We start from the raw sequence: 21,977 nt of genomic DNA, 5'->3' as shown, positions 1-21,977 counted from the left end.
AAATCGCAACCAATCTTCTTTGTTTAGCTCTCGAAAAGTTGATCCGAGGCTAGCCGTTCCCAAAAATTGATGAGGTTATTGCTTCTTTTAATTAATTTACTCTATGACAAGTTTTAATCGCTCTACCAGTCGTCGGTTGAAGAAATTATCCCAAATTCCTTCTGTGTGGGAGGGCGATCGCCGTCCGTTGTCATCATCGCAAACCCAGCCCATAGATGAGGAGTCTAAGGGGGACTGCATTCTGTGGGTGGATGGCTCTCAAGGTATTGTCAGAGGTATGGACGTAGTTGCACCGGATACTGGGCCGGAAGCCGTGGTACGCACTCTCATGCGGGCAATGGAACATCCTCATAGTCCGGCTAAACCGGCTCGACCGCAAAGAATTGTTGTGCGCGATCGCGAAATCCAATTTTATCTACGTGGTGTATTGCAAGACTTGGATATTGCGATTGACTACGTACCCGAACTACCTTTGATTGACGAGCTATTCCGCTCTTTTGGCGAAATCCTCGATAGTCAGATCCCCGATTTACCGCCCCAATTTGCCCAAGCTTTGCAAGAAAAGGCTTTCGCCATTTGGCAAGCCTCTCCTTGGGAGTTTTTAGAAGAACAACAAATCTTATGTATAGAGATTAATAAATGGGATGTTGGTAAACTCTACGCTTCAATTATGGGAATGTTGGGAATGGAGTATGGTATTTTACTGTACCGTTCCGAAGAATCACTGAAGCAGTTTCGCGCTGCGGTGTTACAAGATGAAGATTCTCAAGGACGTTTAGAAGAAGCATTCCTCAAACAAGATTGTCTATTTCTTACCTTTGAACAGACTGATGATACAGAAGAATTTGAGGACGAGGACGAAGATTTAGCGGATTTACCATTATCAGAAATTGACCCGACTTTTGGGAATATCCATCCCCTAGAAGGATTGCGATCGGTTTTATATGACGAAGAAGCATTAGTCATGTTTGTGGCGTTAGAAAGCCTGAACCGCTTTATCCGGGATCACCGTCGCCAACTATATGCAGACTCCTTCCCCAGCCTTAACCATCGCTATCGCATTACCCTTCCCCAGTCTCAGGAAGCTACTAAAACAGTATCTGTGACTGTTTCTACCATGCCAGAGTTAGCCGCAGAATTAGAGGAAATGGCTAGCTTTGATGAAGATGAGGATATGGACGAAGCTTCCTCTATGTTCCGTTCTTTGCGGGATGATTTGATCCCCGATGATTCTTTCCTGAGTTTGGGAGTAGTTTCTTGGGAAATGCTGGAATATTTGCGTCAAGGCGTTAGCTATCATCCTGTGGGAGAAATTCCCCAAGTAGGGGATGGTTTACCTGTGATTTTAATTCAAACTTCCCGACCCAGAGCTAAGACGGTAATTGAAAATTTAGAAGCATCTGGGGGATTACAAGCAATTTGCTTTAATCCAGGCGCAGATCCCTTTGATGGTAATAACTACGACTTAGGTTTATTACAAACCCATAATGATGAGTTGTTCTTGTTTGGGGAATTTTTAGATGACGATCCCGTCCATGTAGAAGCAAGGAAAAAATGGAATCAGCGCTGTAAGAATACCAAAGGCTACTGTGGTTTAATCATTGCCAAGGGCTTAACAGGTGCTTCTCGCGGTAATCCTCAATTAAAGGATATGATGGCTTTATTTGAAGCGCGATCGCTTTCTCCCAAAGATTTAGGTATAGGGACTCTACAACTCGTCCCTCAACTGCAATTTGAATAGTGGTGTCTCCCTGGGAGATTACGAGTTAATTTAACTATCCATGAATGCACTCTTGCTCAAATACAAGGGTGTGTTCGCTGGCGAGGGTACACCACATAATTTTAGATTTTCAATTAAAAGTTTCTCCAAGAAACCTGAACAATAATTATCAGGCAATAATACAGAAATTCAGCTTAATTATTGCAATAATTACTTTTGCATCTAAATAAATACTGGGCAATGCCTACCCACTTTATATAGCTAAAAATTAAAGATAAATCTGATATTTTGGCAAATTTTCTATTAGACCTGATGTCTGAAACCAAAGCAAAATAGCTTATACGCGCTTTTTGGTTATCGCCGTTACATTTATTTACAATTAGTTTTTTATCACCATCCTTAGGTAGATATATTCAGCACTTAACGACTTAATCTTCATCCACAAGAAGTTGCTATTCTTTGTATCTACAGACAGAAAGCAATCCATTTATAAATCGTTACATTAAAAGCAAGAAACAACAGAAAACAAATTTTAGGGGAAAACATGGAAACTCGCTCCTCCAGTGATTTACCACCTGTAGCTACAGAATATAACGGCGTAGATAGAAATGCTTTTCTGTTTGGCTGGACACCACAAGCAGAAATCTGGAATGGTCGCCTTGCAGCTATTGGTTTTCTTGCATATTTATTGTGGGATTTAGCAGGTTATAGCGTACTGCGCGATGTGCTGCATCTAATTGGTTATTAACAATTAAATAGTCAAAAATCTGGGCAATTAGTACTCAAAAATAGGAGATAAAAAATGGAAACTCGTTCTTCTTCTAATGTTCCACCCGTAGCTACAGAATATAACGGTGTAGATAGAAATGCTTTTCTGTTTGGCTGGACACCACAAGCAGAAATCTGGAATGGTCGCCTTGCAGCTATTGGCTTTTTAGCTTATTTATTGTGGGATTTAGCAGGCTACAGCGTCCTGCGCGATGTACTACACCTCATGAGTTATTAAGTCTATTTGCACTTAATTAATCTATAGATTTCGCCAATTAGGGTGCAATATTTTGTACCCTAATTTTTTGCTAAATACTGTTAATTAAAACTGGAAATTAAAATCGGGAACTTAAGTTTCAGGTCTTAATAAACGGAACCAGAAGCGCGAACCACCATCAGGACGAGGTAAATAACCTATCTTACCGCTCCAACGTTCAACTGTAATGCGACAGAAGTAAAGTCCTAATCCAGATCTACCTGATTTTTGCCCACCTTGGGTAAATTTTTGAAATAAATTGTTAGCTATTTCTGGTGCTACTCCTGTACCGCGATCATCAATTGTCACGAGAATAGATGTTTCATCTGGCTGTAAACCAATTTCTACTGTAGAGTCTGGCGGACTGTGGCGCAATGCATTTTCTACTAAATTTGACATTACCCGATCTAAACGAGAGCGATCGCCTATTACTCTCCAGTCTGCTGTAACATCAATATTGCTGGCTAGTTGTAATTTGACGTTATTTAGCGTGAAACTTGGACTCAGCAGCTTGATTACCTCTTGCACAGAAGCTAAAATATTCGGTGCTTGTTCTGGATCGAGGGTAAAGGCTTCAAGCGATCGCATTTCCTCAGAGAATGCATTTAATATTTCCCGAATCAGCGTTTCTTGCTTAATTGTCTGGTGTCTGCCAATTTCTAGCCTTTCTTGTCCTTTTGGTGTTAAACTTTCAAATTCCAACAAAGCTAGACAACAATTAATACTGCTTAACTGTCCGGCTATATCATGAATTATACAATGAATTAAAACTTCTTTTTTTTGCTTATCTTTTACTAATTGTTGATACTTTAATTGATTTTCTCTGGCTTTTTGAATAATATCTTGCTTTTCTATATAAACATCATTTAATAGTTCAATTAATAAAAATTTTCTGTTATTTAAAGAAATAGCTGAGGCTTCAAAGTGATATTCTCTACCAGCTAAATCATTGTCAGTCCAGAAGCCAGAACTAAGTTTATTTGGGCTATGATTTTGCCAAAATTCTTCAGCATCAATCAAAAAGTTTTCTAAAAAAGGAAACTGTTGTTCAGGAATTAATACCTCTGTACCTGATGTCACCCTGGGATGACAAAAATGTCTTAACCAATTTGGGACTGTACCAGTAATTTTAAAAGTTCCAAGGTGCAGTCGCTCTAACACTAGAATATTCAAAGCTGCGAATAAGTCGTCTGTGATAGAGTCAGTCATTAGTTTACGCCATTATAAATTAATTTTTATCTCAATTACTGCTGAAAAAGTTTGGCTAATTTCTCTTGCAATAAACTAAATTCATTAGCATTTTGTTGAATAAATGCATAATCTCTCTCATCCCTAGTTGCATCTAACATTAAGATCCAATCTCCTTCTATTGAAGGAAATAGATGAACATCGGCACAAATGCCATATTCGGTTTTTAATCTGGGTAAAAATAACGGAAAATCATCTAATGGCAACATACCTTCTAAAAAGAAGACTCTTTCTTTAATTTTTTCTCCTACTTTGAGGTTACTAACTCCGTAAGCAGCTAATTTTCCTCCCCAAGCAGATAAACAGCCGTCTTTATTGACTAGAAGATAGGCTAAAGACAGTTCTTCTAAAATAAAAGTTAATAGATAAGCAATCACAGGAGTGGGAACATCTAGCATTTATTCATCCATTATTTTCTCAGCAATAGTTTGAAAAACTTCTGCTACACCCTGACCAGTTTTTGCACTGGTTTTCATCACAATCCAATTTTTTTGTTTAATTGCATCAATTTCTACCGCGTCAATCTCCCATTCATCGGTCAAATCGCATTTATTCAGCATCATAATAAAAGGAACTTGACCGATAGTTTCTTCTACTCTACTCTGGAGGTTTAAAGCCTTTTCTAGAGTATTTTTTCTCGTGCCATCTACAACTAATAAATAAGCAGATGAACCCCGTAAATAAGACATGCGGACTTTTTGAAATTCATCTTCGCCATAGAGATCCCAAAGAATGAGATTGATGATTTTATCTTGAATATTGACCGTTTTTTTATCTATTTTTACGCCCACAGTGGTATGGTAGTTTTCTGAAAAAATACTACTCACAAATCTGGACACCAAACTAGTTTTACCTGTAGCAAATGCACCTACCATACAGATTTTTTTCTGGAGCATAAACTGATAATTACTTCAGCGAGAAGTATCGGTTACGAATACTTTAAAAGATACTTTGCGGTTAGCCGCTTGTGTTGCTTCTGAGTTTAAAGATAGGTTGGAGCCTACACCCACAGCTTTAAATTTGTTGGTGTTGATTCCTTGGGAATTTAGATAAGATAATATCGTGTTAGCACGGGCTTGACTAAGCAAATTATTGATTGGTTCGGTTCCAGTAGAACTAGTGTGTCCTGTAATTTGCAGGCTAATCTCTTTATTGAGATATTTACCAGTAGCTAATAGCTGATTAATTGTGTTCGCTAATTTAGCGAGTTTATCAGCTTCACCTGGAATTAATTCGGTTTTTGCCTCTACAAATAATAGTGTTTCTTGTTCAATTTGCTGTTTATATAACTTTAATTGCTTCAGTGCAATATCCTGAAGATTTGTATCGTTAAATTGATTGACACCGGGAATAAAGCGCCATAATTTTCGCGTTTCTAAAATCCATTGACGCGGGGCATAACCAGTAGCATGGAGAATGCCATTGTCATCAACTGTTAATGATACTGTTTTTGGTGGTAACAGTAATTTCTCAGATCTTATAGTAACTAATTTTGGCTCTAAGGATAGGTAAGGTTGCCATTGACCGATTACTTTTTCTGGGTTGAGATTCGCTGACTTGATGAGGGTTTGGGGATCTACTGCTAAAGGATCGCGCATTCCCGAAATTACATATTTACCTTGGTGTTGCTTGGTATCCATAACAACAATTCCCGGTTGCGTTGACAGTTTTTGCATATAGGAATGCCAACGAAATTGTTCTCTGAGGGTGAGAAAACCCCAAATCCCAGTAGCGATCGCTATTGTACCTAAAAAAGTCCAGGCATAAGTATAATTTTTTTTATATGTATACTTAATATTATCGACTAAACAAGCCTCTAAATAAGGCTTGCTGGCTGCCATTGTTTCTGTATCGCCGTTAAATGTGTTAATTTCGCTACTTAATCTTAAATGAATTTTAGCGATCGCATCTTGCAGAGTTACCCGAAATTCTTGCGGTGCTGTCCCCCTAATAATTGCGGCGATGACAGCTTGTGGCGCTTCTTCCACCCAAATCGTTAATTCGCCAAACTGCAAGCTGTGTAATCCTTCAGCTTTGTCCACAGTAAAAGAATCTTTGACAAAATCCTGAATCGCTGTCAGCATCGCTGATACTAAATCTGGATCTTGACTAGTGACTCTTGGTGCTACTAAATGTTGCAGTAATAATCCAGTTTGTTTATGAATTAAAAATACTTGTTCTACACGATAAACCAGCGTCCGCAGCAGGATAATTTCTGCAAATGATTTACCTGTTCTTCTTGCTTCTAAACGCCAACGCAAACTTTGAGGTGATAAGCTATGTTCTAAAGTTTGATTGAGCGATTGCATCATCTCTTCTAGGGCAGTAGAAATTGCTTTGCGCGTAGCTGGCCCCACAATAGGAAAAAAGGCTTCTGAAAGTATATTATGGTCTTGCGTGACTGAAGAATGAATAGCTGTTTCCACAGTAGATACTATCGCTTCACCTAATTGTTTATCTTGCTTTGCTCGTAAAATTACCGCGTCTGGAAGCAAGCGACTAATATCTTCTGCTTGAATTTGGGGATTATTTAATCTTTCGTAGAGTTTATTAAGTTGAGTTGGTTCAACACCCAGTAATAAACTGCGCAGTATATTTAATTCATCGTTAATTTTTTGTTGATCGTTATTTGTTAATATTGGTGATTTATCTAATTGCTGATTGTCTTCTGTATTTCCAGGGCTGACAGTAATTTGGCTACCATTACTTTGTGTGAGGGATTGTTTACTTATGCCATTGGTGGATTTTTTATTCATATTTAAAATCCCCTAATTTATACCTGTTATGAGTTTCAATATTTTTGATTTTAAGCATTTAATAGCTATAATATTTGCCATAAATTAAGAAGGTTGAGTAAAGTTTAAAATTTTGTTATTGATATTTTTTTATAAACCGCAGAGACGCAGAGAACGCAGAGAGAATCAGGGAATGTTAGGTCATCTGTGTTGTCTTGTAAATAAGGTTTAATTTTTCAATTGATAATTTGAAGATATATTTTTATTATGAAAATGTAATTTATACCAATTCGTTATGATGCACTTAATATTTATTTAATGAACCGCCAAGTACGCCAAGAGAAACTAAGCAATTATTACAGCAGATTGCCAGTTGGTGAGGTAAAGATGATCGTTGATTGTAGGGGCACTGGCACTGCCATGCCCCGAAGCGCGTACCTCATTTACCTGAAATATACTGTAAGTGCAGTTTACAGAGAATTGGTATTAGAAAGGAGAGGCGGAAAAATCCTCTCTCCTTACTTTTATCATGATTTCACATCATTATTCAGCCTAATCGCTAGTTCGCTAAATAGAGAAGCTAGCTGAGAACGGTCGGTTTTTTCTCGCCGCAGTTCTTGAGATTCCCGTTCTAGTAACGCTATAATCTCTTCATATTTTTGCCTAATATCATCTTGGAGACTATTAGATTGATTTAGGAGATGTTCGCGGAGTTCTCTTTGGCTATTAGTCGTATGTTCATCTAATTGAGTAATCTTTTTTTCTAGAGAAATAGTCAGATTTTTATGTTCTTCAGCTAGTGCTTTCACACCTGCATCTCTTTCTAATTGCTCATGTTTTAAGCGTTCTGTTAAGGAATCTATTTCTTTTTTAATATAAGTTTCTAAATAATCTAAGCGTTTTTTTGTCTCATCACGCAGGTTAGTTAATTCCTTAGTTAGGCGTTCTTCTAACCGTGCAAATCTTTTGTCAACCTCCCTAACTTGATTACCAAAAAGAATATCTCTGACTCTATCTAAACTGTTAATTTCGCTAAGATTTGTACCATTGAATTGCGATTTATTGATATCAGATGCCGAAACCCCTTGACCTGGCTCTCTCAAATTATTATTGATGTATTCTTCAGGCGGGTTCATGGGTTTAATCCTTTTCAGGGTGTAATTAGTTGTACTTATAGTTGTTTTACCAGATCTAGAGAGCAAAAATCTCTCCGTAAGGTGGAATCATTGAATACCACAAATAGATGCATCCCCCTAAAGATAGAAATGCATCTGTATACAGATTGACTTTGGTAAATATTAAGTAATAATTAAAAAAAATCTTCGGGTAATTAGGTTTCGAGAATATTCACCGCTAAATACTTACAGGAGAAAGCGAAACAACACATACAAAGCCGAAGTCACTAGTTGCAGTATCATTACTGGGATACCATAGTGAAGAAATGTGTTAAAAGATATGCGCCGTCCATGCTGTTCAGAGACGCCGGCGGCGACGATGTTAGATGATGCGCCTACTAATGTGCCATTACCGCCTAAAGTAGCACCAAACATCATGGCGTAAAACAGTGGTAATACCTCTGGCGGAAATTGTCCTTGAAAATCGGATGCGAGAACTTCTGCTGGTGCTAATCCGACGTTAACAACATATTGTTTGAGTAAGGGAACCATCGCCACGACTAAGGGAATATTGGGGACAACGCTAGATAATATCCCAACAAAAAATATTAAAGCTATTGAACCTAAGATAATATTTTTTCCTAAAATTGCTGCTAATAAACCGGAGAGGCTATTAATTACTCCAGTTTTTTCTAATCCACCAATCAGCACAAAAATACTCATAAAAAATATTAAGGTACTCCAGTCTACATCTCGCAAGATATTGTTAACTGAATCGATTTTGCTTTGGTGAGATAGGAGTAAAGCTAAACCAGCGCCTAATAAAGCAACCGCCGCAGGTGATATGGGAACTGGTAGAGATTCGCCAATGACAAAAAATAGTAGTACAAAAGCAATAATCAACCCGCCTATAAATAAAACACGGGGATGATTAATTTCTGGATGTGGAAGTTGTTCTAAATTTTCGAGTTTTGTCCGCCAAATTTTGCGGAATAAAAATGGTAATGTGGCTGTGACTGTGATGACGGCAATTACACCACCTAAACTGAGGCGTAATAAATAATCTGTAAAGCTGATATTAATAGCATCACCGACAATAAACGTAGCCGGATCGCCAACAAGTGTTAATAAGCCAGCACTATTAGCAACAAATACCATCAAAATTAATAAGGGGACAAAATTAACGCCGATTTCTTGCGCCATTGGCGGAATTAAAGGCGCTAATAACATCACTGTTGTGGCATTAGGTAATACTGCACAAATCGGTGTGGTAATGGCAATAATACCTAGTAACAGTCGCTTACCATCACCTTTAGCTAGTAATACCATTTGCGTAGCTAAGTAATCGAATACTTTGGTAGGTTCAAATGCTCTTACTAGTACCATGACTCCAAAGAATAAACCGAGTGTGCCATGACTATTGCCGATATATCCAACGGCTTCTTCTAAAGTCATGACGTTGGTAAAAACTAGTAATAATGCTCCTAAAAAGGCTGCAATGGTAAGATGTACCCATTCTGTCATGATGAAGACGATGACAGATATAAAAGTAATGATGCTCAGGAGCGCTTGCCAATTTTCCACCCTGTCTATCCTCTATTCTTATAACTGCATAATAATGAAAAAAGCCACCTAAGTATAGGTGACTTGTGGATCTAAAAATCCTATTTGATTTTTGAAATCACTTAAACAGACAGGGAACACAAACCAGGGAACAGGGAAAAGGCAAGTTAGGTATATACAAAGTTTTTTCAGCAATCAAATAGGAATATTTAAGAACCTGAGTGAAATGAAGAGGAACTGAACTCAACAGCCTGAATTCTTCAGTTTATTCTTCAATACAACTAGGTATTCCTAACACTGCGGAAGGGAAATCAGAACCTAGTGCTTTGATAATAGGATGATGAACCGAATGACAACCGATAAATAAAATATCGGCACTTTCTAATTCTACAACTTTTCTCAGTTCTGAACCAATTATACCAAAACGCAAATGAGATTTAAAAGAACCTTGCCATTCTTCTGCAAGACTACGTGCTTGCCAAAGAATTTGGTCTGCTTTTTGGATAACAGCTAAGGATTTTTCTTGTAAATGTGGCGCTACTGCTTGTAGTTTTGGTTGAGTTAAAACGGGGGTGACAGTTTTCGAGACGTTGCTGGCTGGACATTCTAAAGGAGTAATATGTCTAGTCAAACTAAAGATATCTGAATACTGGCTTTTTTGCTTATCTGCTACCACATAAACTGCTTGAACTGTAACTGATGTATTAGTAGCCAAGCGTGTTTGATGGGCAATCCAAAAAGCGATATCTAAGGCGGTATGGCTTTTGGGAGAAGCATCATAAGCGACAATTAAGTTGACTGGTTTTGCTGGATCGGCGTTTCTAGAAAGTGTTTTTCTTGGCTCTGGTAGCAATACCATTTGCTCAATTAAGTCATCTCGACCGATGGTGCTTTGTAGGCGCACTAGCATTGGCTTGATTTTCACAGCTTAACTTCTCTCCCATGAAACAAATGACTAAATGAGAAGCAGGGTAACCAACTTTGTCTTTTGTCATTGATCCTTTGTCAGAGACGCGATTAATCGCGTCTGTACAGTTGTCAGTTATCAGTTGCTCAAATTTTTTACCACTGACTAATGACTAATGACTAATGACCAATGACTAATAACTAAAATCGGTAAAAGAAACCCCAATAACAACTGGTATAAAAGCCAAAGTTTTTGGCGGTTCCTTCCACTGCCGACGGAGTTAGCTGACGGGCTAAGACTGGAAGGTGTCTCTCATAAAGATTAGCCCCAAACATTGGTTCCTCCGTTTCAAATTCAGATTTTACCGAATTTGAATTAGGCTACCCACTAAAAGCATCATAATCTAAATTATTCATCTTGGGTAAAATAGCGATCCAGAAAATTCAAGGCATGATTGCGCAATTCAAAATATTCTTTCGAGTTACGCATGGCTGCGCGATCGCGTGGATGGGAAAAAGGTACTTCTAAGATTTCTCCGATGGTGGCGGCGGGGCCATTTGTCATTAAGACGATGCGATCTGACATATAAATTGCTTCGTCTACATCGTGAGTAATCATCATCACGGCTTGGCGATGTTTTTCCCAGATATCTAATACTTGTCGCTGCAATTTACCTCTAGTTAACGCATCTAACGCCCCAAAAGGTTCATCCATCAGCAACATTTTTGGACGAATTGCTAAAGCTCTAGCAATGCCCACACGCTGTTTCATACCCCCAGAAATTTCATCGGGATATTTGTCAGCAGCCGCCGTCAAGTTTACCATTGCCAAGTGTTCGTTCACAATGCTAATTTTTTCAGAGCGATTAGCATTTTTTAGCACTTCATCTACAGCTAACCGGATATTTTCTCGCACTGTTAACCAAGGTAAAAGCGAGTAATTTTGAAATACCATCATCCTTTCTGCACCCGGCTGGCGAATTTCTTTACCGTCTAGCCGTACCGATCCAGAAGTTGCTGTTTCTAATCCCGCAACAATTTTTAACAAAGTTGATTTACCGCAACCAGAATGCCCAATTACTGATATATATTCATCTGCACCAATGGAAAGATTTACACCATCGAGAACGACAAAATTACCTTTATCTGGTGTTGGATATGACTTGACTAAATTTTCAATTTCCAAAAATCCCGTAGCGGGCATAACTTGGTTATGGGGATTAATAGGTAATGAGGTAGATTTCATCATCAAATGCTCCGGCAAATATTGAGTCGTCAGTTAATCTTGCTACTGTGAAATTAAGACATATAGAAACGAATAGGAGATTTCGCCCTAATTTCAAAACTATTTAAATAGCCCACAGGATCGCTAGGATCGAAAGCTTTTTTATCAATGAATACTTCTTTTGGTTCAACTTTGTAATCATCTTTTGGGGATTCAATCCCCATTTCTGCGGCTATTTCGCGATAAATATCTGTGCGCCAACCGTTAGCGGCTAATTCTTCTGCATTTTTGGGAAATTCTTTAATTTGTCCCCAACGTGCAGCTTGTGTCATTAACCAAATACTGCGCGATCGCCACAAAAATGTCGAGTGTTCTTTTGGTTGTTTGGGTAAGTTATCCGGGATATCAAAGAAAATCGTATTGTCAGCAGCTGTAATGGTGCGGTCTTTACCATCAAATCCACCATAGTTATAATTGCCTAAAATTCCTGGCCCGGTAAATTTGGTAATTGGCGCGCCTGGCTGTTTCGGTTTTGCGCCGGTAAAGGATCTATCTGTAATTAATTCCGCAACTTCTTGGCGATTTTCTGGCTTACTGCAATATTGACAAGCTTCAATCATCGCCTTGATGAGGGAACGATAGGTTTTGGGATATTGATCGATAAATAATTCCATCACTCCCAATAACCTATCGGGGTGTCCTAACCAAACTTCTTTACCTTGGGCAAAGGTAAAACCGATACCTTCGTTGCCTGTAATTGCTCTAGTATTCCAAGGTTCGGCAACCATGTAAGCTTGCATTGCCCCAATCCGCACGTTGGTTACCATCTGCGGTGGTGGGACAATTATGACACGAAACTCTTTTAAGGGATCGACACCAGCCGCCGCAGAAATATAACGCACAAAGTATTCGTAGATGGCAGAACTGAGGACTACCGCCCAAACTTTGCGTTCTGGAGGCTGGTTGTCAAAATAACCGCGAAAATCTCTACCGAAGGCTTCTAAAGCACCATCGCCATATTTTTCTTGATACTCGTACCACGGACGCAAGCCAAAATCCCACATGGCTTTGTTCATCGTCATGGCGTTACCGTGACGGTGTATTGTCATACCGGCGCAGAGGGGTGCATGGCGTGCGCCTTCAGCTCCAATTCTGGCGTTGGTGACTGCACCAGAGACGACAGGCGCAGCATCTAAACGCCCAAAAATCAAGCCGTCGCGGGAAGTCGCCCAACTGGCTTCGCGGTTGAGTCTGACGTTTAAGCCATATTTGCGAAAGAAGCCTTTTTTCCAGGCGATCGCAAATGGCGCACAATCATTTACAGGTACGTAGCCAACAGTAATATCTGGCTTTTCTAAGTCTTGCGATCTAACTACTGGTTCTATGGCTAAGGCTTCTTCGCTGAGTCCTGTAGCGCCAGTATTACCTTTTATAGCACAAGAAGAGAGCGCCATTGAGGCGGTTGTTGCTCCCATTCCTAAGATAAAATCGCGTCTAGTCCAGTTATAAGCAGCCATAGATTTGGCTCCAGCCGAGGTGATTAATAGGGGGAAATAATTCGTAATTCGTAATTCGTAATTAAGAAAGCCAGATTCAATTTATTTAGCAACTGTTGGGCGACGAGTTACTAATTCTTGAAGTTTGGCGACGGCGTAATCCAAAATTAATCCAGTAATACCAATTACGAATACGGCGAGAAATACTGAACTTAAATTTAAACGGCTCCATTCATCCCAAACAAAGAAGCCGATACCAATACCGCCGGTGAGCATTTCTACGGCAACAATTACTAGCCAAGCAATGCCTAAACTGATGCGCAATCCGGTAAAAATGTATGGTAGGCTAGCAGGCCAAATAATTTTGGTAATTCGCCGCCAACGCGGAATTTCTAAGACTCTGGCGACATCTAAATAATCTTTGGGAACGCTAGAAACTCCTAAGGCAGTGTTAATAATTGTCGGCCAGAGGGAGGTAATGAAAATGACGAAAATCGCTGAAGGATCTGCCAGGTTAAAGATAGCTAAAGCTATTGGTAGCCAAGCTAAAGGTGATACTGGTTTAAAGATTTGAATGATGGGATTTAAGGCTAACATTGCCGGTTTGGACATGCCAATTAAAAATCCCAAGGGAATGGCTACTATGGCTCCTAATAGAAAACCTAGCAAGACTCTGCGCAAGCTGGCAATTAATAGCCAACCAATTCCTAGGTTACCCGGCCCTCTTTCATAAAAGGGGTTTAAAATATAGTCCAAATTCGCAACTAATGCTTCTGGTGGGGTGGGCATTAATTCATGGTTGAATAGTGCCACAATCCACCACAGTAAGATGATGCCTAAAAATCCTAATGCGGGGAGGATGACAACATCTTGGACTATGACAGGTTTAGCTTTTTTCCAAGCGGCTTGTCCAGCGATCGCCAAAATCGCCGCTATATTTAGTTGCAAGATCATTTACAACCTCAACAGATATCAGCACGGGTACAATAATCCGAGCAGTACCAGCCTTGGACACTGATGAGATTACAAAAATGTCTTCTCTTCAGTCTCCTCTCAATGCCTACGAAGTTAGCTGACGGGCTAGGGCTGAGAGATGCCCCTCTTTTACAGGATGATTTCTCAAGAATGAGTCTCGATCCCGCAAGAGATACGCCCCAAAATTTGGTTCCTCCGTTCTAGCGTTACCTACTGAAAGCCGCTAGATTAGGCTGACTTACTCTAATTGGGCATAATATAACATGCTTTCTCCGTAAAAATATCTCTCTCAAGATAAAAGTTGTTGATTTAACTACTCGAAGTCCATAAATATTCTCGGTGTTGAGTATTTGTTAAGTTTTATATACTGAATTAGTAACCGCACCATCAAGACGAGCGTAGGCATAATTATCCATTGTCTCAAGCTCAAGGGTAAATATGATACATTACCCGATGATTTACCGAGCAAGCTATTAAGCAACCACAGCATTTATCAAGAAAAAAGCCTAATAAAAATATCTATCTTCAGGTAGTGGTCAGTTTTGCTAAGTTCATCCATTAAATATTTATCTTGCTAAACTATTTCCATAGATAATTTTCGTCATCTATTTTATTTACAAGATTTAAAATAATGGATTTTAGTCAAGTATTGGCTGATAAAACTGATACTATTGCCCAAAAATGGGTATTAGAGGTTCGTAAAGATAAATATATAGAAAGTGCTGATGATTTATCATACATAGCAATTCAAAATCATTTACCTGATGTGCTAGAAGCAATGGTGACAGTACTTTCCACATCTGTGGGTAATGATGTGAAATCTATTGTAGTTGCTAGTTTGCAGCATGGCATTTTACGGGCAGAGCAAGGTTTCGATCCCGAAGAAATTGCGCGAGAATATCATTTACTACGCAGGGTGATAATTGACACTCTAGAACCAGATTTATTACAGGGAACACCAGTAGCAATTGTACGGGTGATGCGTTTAATTGATACTGTAATTGATGAAGCGATCGCGCGATGTTTTAATAGTTATTTTGAAGAACGTTTGCGGGAATTACAACACCTGTATAATTCGCTCACTCTCCATAATGAGGAACTAAATCGCCTCGTTAATACTAATCAAGATTACCTCAATCAACTAGCACACGAACTCAAAAGTCCCCTCGCTTCAATTATTGGTTACTCAGATTTATTTTTACGCCAACAACGACAGCACAATGGTAAAAATAATACCCCAGTAAATTTAGAGCATATAGAGCGAGTGCTACGCAATGGCAGACATTTACTGCGAATAATTAATGATATTCTCGAAGTTTCCCGCTATGAAGCAGGTAAAATTCAGCCGGATCTAGAATTCACTAATGTATGTGAGTTAATCAACAATGTAGTGGAAATGTTAGCACCGCTAGCGCAAGAAAAAAACTTAGCGCTGGTGCAAAACTGTGAAATTAATCCTCATTACATACTCACAGATCCATTTAGATTACAACAAATTGTTACTAATCTTATTAGTAATGCCATTCGTTACACCAATTCGGGCAGCGTTGAGATTAGCTCTCAGGTAGTGGATAATCAAAAATGGGCGATCGCAGTTAAGGATACAGGAATTGGTATTTCCCCAGAAAATCAAACTCAGATATTTGAGCCTTATTTCCGCGTAGGTTCTATTCATAAATCCTACGTTTCTGGAAGTACTGGCTTAGGTTTAGCAATAGTGGCGCGACTGGTAAGACTATTGCAAGGGGAAATTAATTTAGTTTCAAATATTGGCGTAGGTTCTACTTTTACTGTGATTTTCCCCTTAGAATTGAAAATATAAAAAATTTGATTATGTGCATAGACGCAAAAAATAATTTTGTATCTTTGCATAAATCAAAAATTATTTTTACAATAATCCTTGTCTTTTTAATTTAGCTAATGCATCTTCAGCCGCAGCTTTTTCGGCTTCTTTCTTGTTACGTCCTTTACCTTCACCATACTCTTTTTTATCCACAAAAACTTTAGCTAAAAACTCCGGCGCATGAGATAAACCACCTATTTGCACTGTCTCATATACAGGAGGATTTTGGGTAACGTTGCGTTGTACCCATTCTTGAAAGCGATTTTTTGAATCTACATTAGAACGAATTACAACAACTTGCTCAGGTACAGAATTAAATAGCGGTTCAATAATGTCGCGTACTGCTTCAATATTAGAATTGTTATCTAGATAATAAGCAGCAATAACAGCTTCAAAAGTACTGCTGAGTAAATTAGGATTTTGGTATCCTCCATCGCGAATAGCGCCTTTTCCTAGCCGCATTCTGAAATCTAAACCTACCTCAATAGCGAATTTTGCTAATTGTTTCTCATCTACTAATGCTGAACGCCGACGGGTTAATTCATCTTCTCCTTTTTCTGGATGACGACGATAGAGATACTCGCCACTTAAGTAATTTAACAAAGCATCACCGAGAAATTCTAGGCGTTCATTATGTTCACCTTCTCCTGGGTTTTCATGAACATAAGAACGATGGGTAAGCGCACGGCGCAAAAGTTTTTCATCACGAAATGTTAGAAGTTTGTGCATTTTAATTTTGTGTCTTGTTGGGAAATTTGTCTTTAAACATGAAAAAACCGCAAATAGCGGCGCTGGTTAGTAAATCTTTGGGTAAGGTACGTTATGCTAAAGCCATAACGCACCGCTAGACTAGGTTGTTAAAAGTCAATTCAACCAGCAAGTTTATCTAACTCAACTAAAAACAATTGCTGATTTTGCATTTTGACTTTTCCATCCTTCACAGCAGCATAAACAAACTTGCTAAAGCGTGAAAATGCCTTACAATTGGGTGTAAGAATGGAGGAAGCTCCCTGATATTTAGTACAACGCTGACGCATTAGTTTATCAATGTATCCAAATACTGTAGGCTTACCTTGGTGTAAAGCAGTTTTGATAGCTTCAGTTAGATACTCTATAGCTTCATCGTAACTAATTTGAGATTTAACAACAGTGGCTTGAGGTTGAGTTTCATTACCAACTAACTGAGGTAACTCGTCTACAAAATGGAAGTTATCATTACCAACTAATTTAATCAGTTTTGGACTTGCACTACCTCGTTGAGCAAAGATTATCACCTTTTTACCCAAAGCTTTGAGTATGGAAATTAACCCAGCATAGTCCCAGTCTCCTAATACAAGAATAATAATATTAGGAATAGGTGAGCGTTTTGGAGCAAACAACTGAACACAGTCAGCCATCAATCGATGATCTGCACTGTTTGGTGAAGTATCGGGAACATCAACACATAAAAAACCAAGACTTTCTAAAATATTCTTGATAGCAGTCTGGTCTTTATTTCGTGAATTATAGTAGAGTTTTTTGCAATCTATACGTCCTCTCAATTGGGCAAATTTTAGTAATAAATCACCTTTGCCTTTAATTGAGCTAACGTTTTGAATATCGCAAAAAATGCCGATAGAATTTTTCTGTTGGCTTGCTTCTCCATTTGAGGATAGATGAATGTCTGCCATTTTAATATGTCCATAATTTTTTGGTGAACTGGACAGATCCAAAAAATCACACATTCAGTAGCAGCATTAGTCTACATGAGGGATTTATACTCAAACTGTACTTCCCTTATATAAAGCTTTCTACTGAGGCTTTTGTTTGGTTCAAGTCTCAGCCGTAGAACTCCTGGCTTACTACCAAGCTTTGCGTCATCGCTTCCCCTGAATGTTCACCCAAACATTTTGTCTAACCTTTGAAAACTCTAGTCAATGATTCAACTAGATGTCTGTCTGAAGATTCAGCCGAAGGGAGGACACGAAGCTTGGCAGTAAACTAGGAGTTCTGCTGCTGAGACAACACCAAATACATACACTTGAAAGTGAGATTATTTTGCTGCCTCTATAATGAGAATTGCACAGTGTTAAATTTCTGTCAATACCCCTTTGAGTGAAAAATTACACAAGCGATCGCCCGCTAACATAACTTCATAATTCACCTGTAGTGTTATTTGATGAAAATTTACTTTTGGCGATCGCACTATACAAAATACCTAATATCTTCTTAAATTCCTCAATCTAAGACTCCCTCAAATCAATTGCAAGGCAAAAATTGATTAGTAAGAAATTATGCAGTTGTAATTAAATTTAAACAACAAATTAATCTGCTATATCTGCTCCATATTTCTTCTACTCTAAAAGTTATATTGCATTCAACTGCTCAGTTTCATAACTGATTTAATTGAGGTATAGCAATTCTAAATGATTTGTGAAAGATTACATAAATGATTGTTGACTGTTAACCGTTGACAGTCAACAGTCACCAGTCAACAGCCAAAACCGATATTTTTCACAACTGAAATAGGATTGCTATATATATTTATTTTCACCTGAGTAAGCAAATGTTAGCCGATACCAAATGTTTTCGTGTTGATGAGTTGACTGTGCAAATTTACAACCATGAAGCCGAAATGGCGCAAGATGTTGCAAAAATTGTCAGTCAATATTTACAGAACTTGCTTCAGCAACAGGATACAGTCGCAGTCTTACTAGCTACAGGAAACTCGCAATTAAAGTTTCTCGATACATTAATTGCTTTAGGTGGTGTGGATTGGTCACGAATTATATTATTTCATTTAGATGAATATTTAGGTATTTCTGGCGATCATCCTGCTAGTTTCCGGCGCTATCTGCGGGAGCGTGTAGAGCAGCGCGTAAAACCTCAGCAATTCTATTATATAGAAGGGGATACTTTGCAACCTTTAGCAGAATGCGATCGCTATAGCAAACTGCTGCAAACACAACCAATTGATTTATGCTGTCTAGGTGTCGGCGAAAATGGACACTTAGCTTTTAACGATCCATCTGTGGCTGATTTTCAAGACCCTTACACAGTAAAATTAGTCAAGCTCGATGCCATCAACCGACAACAACAAGTAAATACAGGTCAATTTCCTAATTTAGAAACTGTACCCCAATACGCATTTACTGTTACTTTACCTTTAATTTGTGCAGCTAAAAAAATTATCTGCCTAGCTCCAGAAAAACGTAAAGCACATATAGTTAAGGATATATTGCAGGGAGAGGTAAATCCAAAATGTCCAGCGTCAATTCTCCGCCAGCAAGCTCAAGCAACATTATTTCTTGATAGTGATTCTGCTAGCTTATCCCAATTCTCATAATTTTCTCTGCAAATACCAATACATCAATTATTAATTAGGGTACAACAATAGTTGTACCCTAAGCTTTCTATCCCATTTAAGACTCTATTCTTATATTCAGGACTAAATTAATCCGCTAGCTGTGTTCATACTACAGCTATTAGTCAATGGTAATTTGTTGGGGGCCAGAAGCTTTACCATTATTAGCTTCAGTTGTCGCCCCAGTATAATTAGTTGAGCCTGTTTGTTTATCCAGCCAGCTTTTAACAGGATCGTCTGCAAGGTTCAGCCGAAATACACCCGAAAAGAAACCACCCAAAAATGAGACTGGATGTTGGGCGAGTTCTTTAAAGATTGGTGACAATTCATCAATGAACATTAAAAGTCTCCTGGCTATGCCTTTGAAAATTATTACTTCTTTACTAATCGTAACGCGGAAACCAATCTCAAGTTACTGGTAAATAAATATACACAATATTGTTGATATTTACCGCAGTAGAAATTTTTTAGCTAGACATAAACAAGAAAAGGCGATCGCACTTAATTACCTGAATCTGTTAAGTTATAATGGCTTGATTTATGTAGCAGTTAAAATTACCCCTTATGGCTGTTTGCGTTATAGGCAACTGTGGATAAAAGTGCATAAGCGAGCAATTTTCGCAATTTTATATTAAAAGTTTAATTTTCGCAAGCAGTTAAGATTATAAATTTGTTCACAAGGATGATAAACCTTCAAAGGCTAAAATTTTTGCAAAGCCTTCAACTCAAAATTTTAGTTTTTACATTTGGCGCATCTTTATTACCAGTTTTAGTTTTGATTAGTGTAGTTTGGAAAATACTCGAAAAACCACTCGTTGAACTCGAAAAAACTCGACTAGACGACCAAGTTTTAGCTTTTCGTGGTTACGAATCAGCCACAGAAAAGGGACTAAAAAATTTAATTTCTAGTTATGCTAATTGGACTGATTTATACAATGCAGTGCAAACTCCTAATCCTGCATGGGTAAAAAAAGAAGTTTCCGATCAACTATTATTTACTACTGACATTGATTTAGTTAGAGTAATTCAGTCCGCTAATGAAAAGATAATTGGGGAAGCAGGCACTAAGATATTAACTCTACCTTTAGTAGAAAAAAAGATCCAAGCTTTAAGCAAGAAAGATAAATCATCTCAATATTTAATAGATACAGGAAAACAAAATTTAGTATTGTTAGCAAGTTCGCCAATTTATCGCAGTGATGGTACAGGAAAAGCAGCCGGAACTTTAATTGCAGGACAATTACTAGATAAAGTATGGCTAAGACAATTTTTAAATTATTCTCAGCCGACAACTAGAGTAGAAATAATTTCTTTAAAAGGCAAGGTTTTTGTTTCTAGTAATGCTGATGGGAAACTAGATGTTTGGGAAAAAAATTATTTCACTTCCGAAATTTTAGCAAAAATATCACAAAAACGTTCAGTTTATCATATTCAACCAGAACTAGGATTAAATACCATTTATGCTCCTCTCTATTCTGGGAATCAGCCGATTGCGATTCTTAAGCTGCAAATTGTCGCTACATACTTTCAGCAGGCTAGGTTAACTCTTACCAGATTAATTGTACTTGTCTTAACTTTAGTATTGCTACTGTCTGTATTAATCGCTCATTTTCTAGCTAAACAAATTAGTCACCCAATTATTCAACTTGCAAATCGCAGTAAAACTTTAGCCTCTGGAGATTTGACTAGTCCTATTCCTAGTATTCAAAATGGTGGAGAAATTGGACAATTAGCCAATGCATATCAAGAAATGGCTAATTCCCTCTCTACTTTAATCAACAATTTAGAACAACTAGTAGCACAACGCACGCAAGAATTAGAACTAGCCCGTCAAACATTAGAAGAACGAGTAGAAGAGCGGACATTAGAGCTTGTGCAAAAAAATCAAGAATTAGAAATTAAAACAGAACAATTACACGCAGCATTACAGAATTTAAAAATGGCTGAATCTCAGTTAATTCAAACAGAAAAAATGTCTTCTTTAGGTAATCTCGTGGCTGGTATCGCCCATGAAATTAACAATCCTATTAATTTTATCTACGCTAATATTAGTTATATAGAAAACTATACTCAAGATTTATTCAATCTCATAAAACAATATCAGCAACGCTATTCCGATCCAGAAATTCAACGCTATGCAGACAGAATAGAACTTGATTACTTAATTCAAGATTTACCAAAACTCATAGCTTCGATGGATACAGGTGCTACTCGCATTAAAGATATTATTTCTTCTCTCAGAAATTTCTCTCGTCATGATGAAGCTGAGATTAAAAAAGTAAATCTTCATGAAGGAATTGATAGTACTTTAGTCTTGCTGCAACATCGTCTCAATCCTCATCATAATTTTCCAGTCATTCAGGTAATTAAAGAATACGATAATTTACCCTTAGTTGAATGTTATTCTCGCCAAATAAACCAAGTATTCATGCATGTTTTAGTCAACGCTATAGATGCTCTAGAATTACATCAAGAACGGGTTGATAAAAAAATTATTATTCAAACTAAAAATAATCAAGATAAAACTGTAACTATTAAAATTATTGATAATGGCATCGGGATAGATAATAAAAATATTTCCCAAATATTTGATCCATTTTTTACAACTAAATCTGTGGGTAAAGGTACAGGTTTAGGTTTAAGTGTATGCTATCAAATTATCCAAAATCATCAAGGTAATATTCAAGTTATTTCGCAATTCAAGAAAGAAACACAAGTTATTATCCAACTACCATATTTACTAAAAAATCATGTTTCTCATATCAGTTAATAAAAAAGCAGTGG

Annotated in this window: 19 protein-coding genes and 2 riboswitches; of the genes, 6 read left to right on the top strand and 13 right to left on the bottom strand. The window is 37.9% G+C overall.

The genetic code is table 11. The annotated features are described in order from the left end of the window. The first annotated feature begins 103 nt into the window (after positions 1–103). The 3 genes from AACW45_RS07425 (at position 104) to AACW45_RS07415 (ending at position 2,726) form a co-directional block, all read left to right on the top strand. Positions 104–1,741 carry a DUF6930 domain-containing protein gene (locus AACW45_RS07425; protein ID WP_190632429.1) on the top strand — a complete coding sequence of 546 codons (1,638 nt, stop codon included), beginning with the start codon at positions 104–106 and terminating at the stop codon, positions 1,739–1,741. 523 nt (positions 1,742–2,264) lie between these two features. After that, positions 2,265–2,468: a high light inducible protein gene (locus AACW45_RS07420; RefSeq protein WP_096644813.1), complete on the top strand. Its 204-nt coding sequence runs from the start codon at positions 2,265–2,267 to the stop codon at positions 2,466–2,468. Positions 2,469–2,522: 54 nt separating this feature from the next. Beyond that, positions 2,523–2,726 carry a high light inducible protein gene (locus AACW45_RS07415; RefSeq protein WP_096644814.1) on the top strand — a complete coding sequence of 68 codons (204 nt, stop codon included), beginning with the start codon at positions 2,523–2,525 and terminating at the stop codon, positions 2,724–2,726. Positions 2,727–2,837: 111 nt separating this feature from the next. Here the strand turns inward: AACW45_RS07415 and AACW45_RS07410 are convergent, their stop codons facing one another. The 10 genes from AACW45_RS07410 to ntrB all read right to left on the bottom strand — a co-directional run bounded on the left by AACW45_RS07410 (position 2,838) and on the right by ntrB (position 13,986). Continuing rightward, positions 2,838–3,953, bottom strand: a complete 1,116-nt coding sequence (locus AACW45_RS07410) for a sensor histidine kinase (protein ID WP_190632428.1) — start codon at positions 3,951–3,953, stop codon at positions 2,838–2,840. A gap of 35 nt (positions 3,954–3,988) precedes the next feature. Beyond that, positions 3,989–4,390 (bottom strand): hypothetical protein, encoded by a 402-nt coding sequence (locus tag AACW45_RS07405; RefSeq protein ID WP_096644816.1) that lies wholly within the window; start codon positions 4,388–4,390, stop codon positions 3,989–3,991. After that, positions 4,391–4,888, bottom strand: a complete 498-nt coding sequence (locus tag AACW45_RS07400; protein WP_096644817.1) for a Rab family GTPase — start codon at positions 4,886–4,888, stop codon at positions 4,391–4,393. It lies immediately after the preceding gene. Positions 4,889–4,903: 15 nt separating this feature from the next. Then, complete coding sequence (locus AACW45_RS07395; RefSeq protein WP_190632427.1) at positions 4,904–6,748, bottom strand: OmpA family protein; 1,845 nt, start codon at positions 6,746–6,748, stop codon at positions 4,904–4,906. 506 nt (positions 6,749–7,254) lie between these two features. Further along, positions 7,255–7,863 carry a hypothetical protein gene (locus tag AACW45_RS07390; protein WP_190632426.1) on the bottom strand — a complete coding sequence of 203 codons (609 nt, stop codon included), beginning with the start codon at positions 7,861–7,863 and terminating at the stop codon, positions 7,255–7,257. A 225-nt stretch (positions 7,864–8,088) separates the two neighbouring features. Then, positions 8,089–9,426: an ArsB/NhaD family transporter gene (locus AACW45_RS07385; RefSeq protein WP_190632425.1), complete on the bottom strand. Its 1,338-nt coding sequence runs from the start codon at positions 9,424–9,426 to the stop codon at positions 8,089–8,091. 244 nt (positions 9,427–9,670) lie between these two features. Next, positions 9,671–10,315, bottom strand: coding sequence for a universal stress protein (locus AACW45_RS07380; protein ID WP_096644821.1), 645 nt, complete (start codon positions 10,313–10,315; stop codon positions 9,671–9,673). A gap of 254 nt (positions 10,316–10,569) precedes the next feature. After that, positions 10,570–10,682, bottom strand: a riboswitch (cyclic di-AMP (ydaO/yuaA leader). A 38-nt stretch (positions 10,683–10,720) separates the two neighbouring features. Next, entirely contained in the window at positions 10,721–11,557 is an 837-nt protein-coding gene (locus AACW45_RS07375; protein ID WP_190632424.1) for an ABC transporter ATP-binding protein, read from the bottom strand. A 53-nt stretch (positions 11,558–11,610) separates the two neighbouring features. Next, a complete protein-coding gene (locus AACW45_RS07370; protein ID WP_190632423.1) occupies positions 11,611–13,053 on the bottom strand; it encodes an ABC transporter substrate-binding protein in 1,443 nt (480 codons plus the stop codon). Positions 13,054–13,134: 81 nt separating this feature from the next. After that, the gene (ntrB, locus tag AACW45_RS07365) at positions 13,135–13,986 is read right to left on the bottom strand and encodes a nitrate ABC transporter permease (protein ID WP_190632422.1); all 852 of its coding nucleotides are present in this window, start codon (positions 13,984–13,986) and stop codon (positions 13,135–13,137) included. An 88-nt stretch (positions 13,987–14,074) separates the two neighbouring features. Further along, a riboswitch (cyclic di-AMP (ydaO/yuaA leader) is annotated at positions 14,075–14,252 on the bottom strand. 386 nt (positions 14,253–14,638) lie between these two features. Here ntrB and AACW45_RS07360 point away from each other — a divergent pair. Next, a complete protein-coding gene (locus tag AACW45_RS07360; protein ID WP_190632421.1) occupies positions 14,639–15,829 on the top strand; it encodes a sensor histidine kinase in 1,191 nt (396 codons plus the stop codon). Positions 15,830–15,895: 66 nt separating this feature from the next. Here AACW45_RS07360 and rnc read toward each other — a convergent pair whose 3' ends face one another. Both rnc and AACW45_RS07350 read right to left on the bottom strand, forming a co-directional pair. Continuing rightward, a complete protein-coding gene (rnc, locus tag AACW45_RS07355) occupies positions 15,896–16,579 on the bottom strand; it encodes a ribonuclease III (RefSeq protein WP_190632420.1) in 684 nt (227 codons plus the stop codon). 140 nt (positions 16,580–16,719) lie between these two features. Next, positions 16,720–17,520, bottom strand: coding sequence for an NYN domain-containing protein (locus AACW45_RS07350; RefSeq protein ID WP_190632419.1), 801 nt, complete (start codon positions 17,518–17,520; stop codon positions 16,720–16,722). Positions 17,521–18,395: 875 nt separating this feature from the next. On the opposite strand from AACW45_RS07350, the gene AACW45_RS07345 reads away from it, so the two are divergent. Next, positions 18,396–19,175, top strand: a complete 780-nt coding sequence (locus AACW45_RS07345; RefSeq protein ID WP_190632418.1) for a glucosamine-6-phosphate deaminase — start codon at positions 18,396–18,398, stop codon at positions 19,173–19,175. A 139-nt stretch (positions 19,176–19,314) separates the two neighbouring features. On the opposite strand, the gene AACW45_RS07340 is transcribed toward AACW45_RS07345, so the two are convergent. Further along, positions 19,315–19,533, bottom strand: coding sequence for a hypothetical protein (locus AACW45_RS07340; RefSeq protein WP_190632417.1), 219 nt, complete (start codon positions 19,531–19,533; stop codon positions 19,315–19,317). A gap of 369 nt (positions 19,534–19,902) precedes the next feature. Here AACW45_RS07340 and AACW45_RS07335 point away from each other — a divergent pair, with 369 nt between their 5' ends. After that, positions 19,903–21,963 carry an ATP-binding protein gene (locus tag AACW45_RS07335; protein ID WP_190632416.1) on the top strand — a complete coding sequence of 687 codons (2,061 nt, stop codon included), beginning with the start codon at positions 19,903–19,905 and terminating at the stop codon, positions 21,961–21,963. Positions 21,964–21,977 lie beyond the last annotated feature (14 nt).

Source organism: Calothrix sp. FACHB-168 (assembly GCF_963889195.1).
GTDB classification, from domain to species: Bacteria; Cyanobacteriota; Cyanobacteriia; order Cyanobacteriales; family Nostocaceae; genus Aulosira; species Aulosira anomala_A.
This window is presented reverse-complemented; position numbering and strand designations above follow the sequence as displayed.

Excerpts from the sequence above, each read along its gene's own strand:
- AACW45_RS07425 (WP_190632429.1), top strand. The coding sequence starts at position 104 with ATGACAAGTTTTAATCGCTCTACCAGTCGTCGGTTGAAGAAATTATCC.
- AACW45_RS07420 (WP_096644813.1), top strand. The coding sequence starts at position 2,265 with ATGGAAACTCGCTCCTCCAGTGATTTACCACCTGTAGCTACAGAATAT.
- AACW45_RS07415 (WP_096644814.1), top strand. The coding sequence starts at position 2,523 with ATGGAAACTCGTTCTTCTTCTAATGTTCCACCCGTAGCTACAGAATAT.
- AACW45_RS07410 (WP_190632428.1), bottom strand. The coding sequence starts at position 3,953 with ATGACTGACTCTATCACAGACGACTTATTCGCAGCTTTGAATATTCTA.
- AACW45_RS07405 (WP_096644816.1), bottom strand. The coding sequence starts at position 4,390 with ATGCTAGATGTTCCCACTCCTGTGATTGCTTATCTATTAACTTTTATT.
- AACW45_RS07400 (WP_096644817.1), bottom strand. The coding sequence starts at position 4,888 with ATGCTCCAGAAAAAAATCTGTATGGTAGGTGCATTTGCTACAGGTAAA.
- AACW45_RS07395 (WP_190632427.1), bottom strand. The coding sequence starts at position 6,748 with ATGAATAAAAAATCCACCAATGGCATAAGTAAACAATCCCTCACACAA.
- AACW45_RS07390 (WP_190632426.1), bottom strand. The coding sequence starts at position 7,863 with ATGAACCCGCCTGAAGAATACATCAATAATAATTTGAGAGAGCCAGGT.
- AACW45_RS07380 (WP_096644821.1), bottom strand. The coding sequence starts at position 10,315 with ATGCTAGTGCGCCTACAAAGCACCATCGGTCGAGATGACTTAATTGAG.
- AACW45_RS07375 (WP_190632424.1), bottom strand. The coding sequence starts at position 11,557 with ATGAAATCTACCTCATTACCTATTAATCCCCATAACCAAGTTATGCCC.
- AACW45_RS07370 (WP_190632423.1), bottom strand. The coding sequence starts at position 13,053 with ATGGCTGCTTATAACTGGACTAGACGCGATTTTATCTTAGGAATGGGA.
- ntrB (WP_190632422.1), bottom strand. The coding sequence starts at position 13,986 with ATGATCTTGCAACTAAATATAGCGGCGATTTTGGCGATCGCTGGACAA.
- AACW45_RS07360 (WP_190632421.1), top strand. The coding sequence starts at position 14,639 with ATGGATTTTAGTCAAGTATTGGCTGATAAAACTGATACTATTGCCCAA.
- rnc (WP_190632420.1), bottom strand. The coding sequence starts at position 16,579 with ATGCACAAACTTCTAACATTTCGTGATGAAAAACTTTTGCGCCGTGCG.
- AACW45_RS07350 (WP_190632419.1), bottom strand. The coding sequence starts at position 17,520 with ATGGCAGACATTCATCTATCCTCAAATGGAGAAGCAAGCCAACAGAAA.
- AACW45_RS07345 (WP_190632418.1), top strand. The coding sequence starts at position 18,396 with ATGTTAGCCGATACCAAATGTTTTCGTGTTGATGAGTTGACTGTGCAA.
- AACW45_RS07340 (WP_190632417.1), bottom strand. The coding sequence starts at position 19,533 with ATGTTCATTGATGAATTGTCACCAATCTTTAAAGAACTCGCCCAACAT.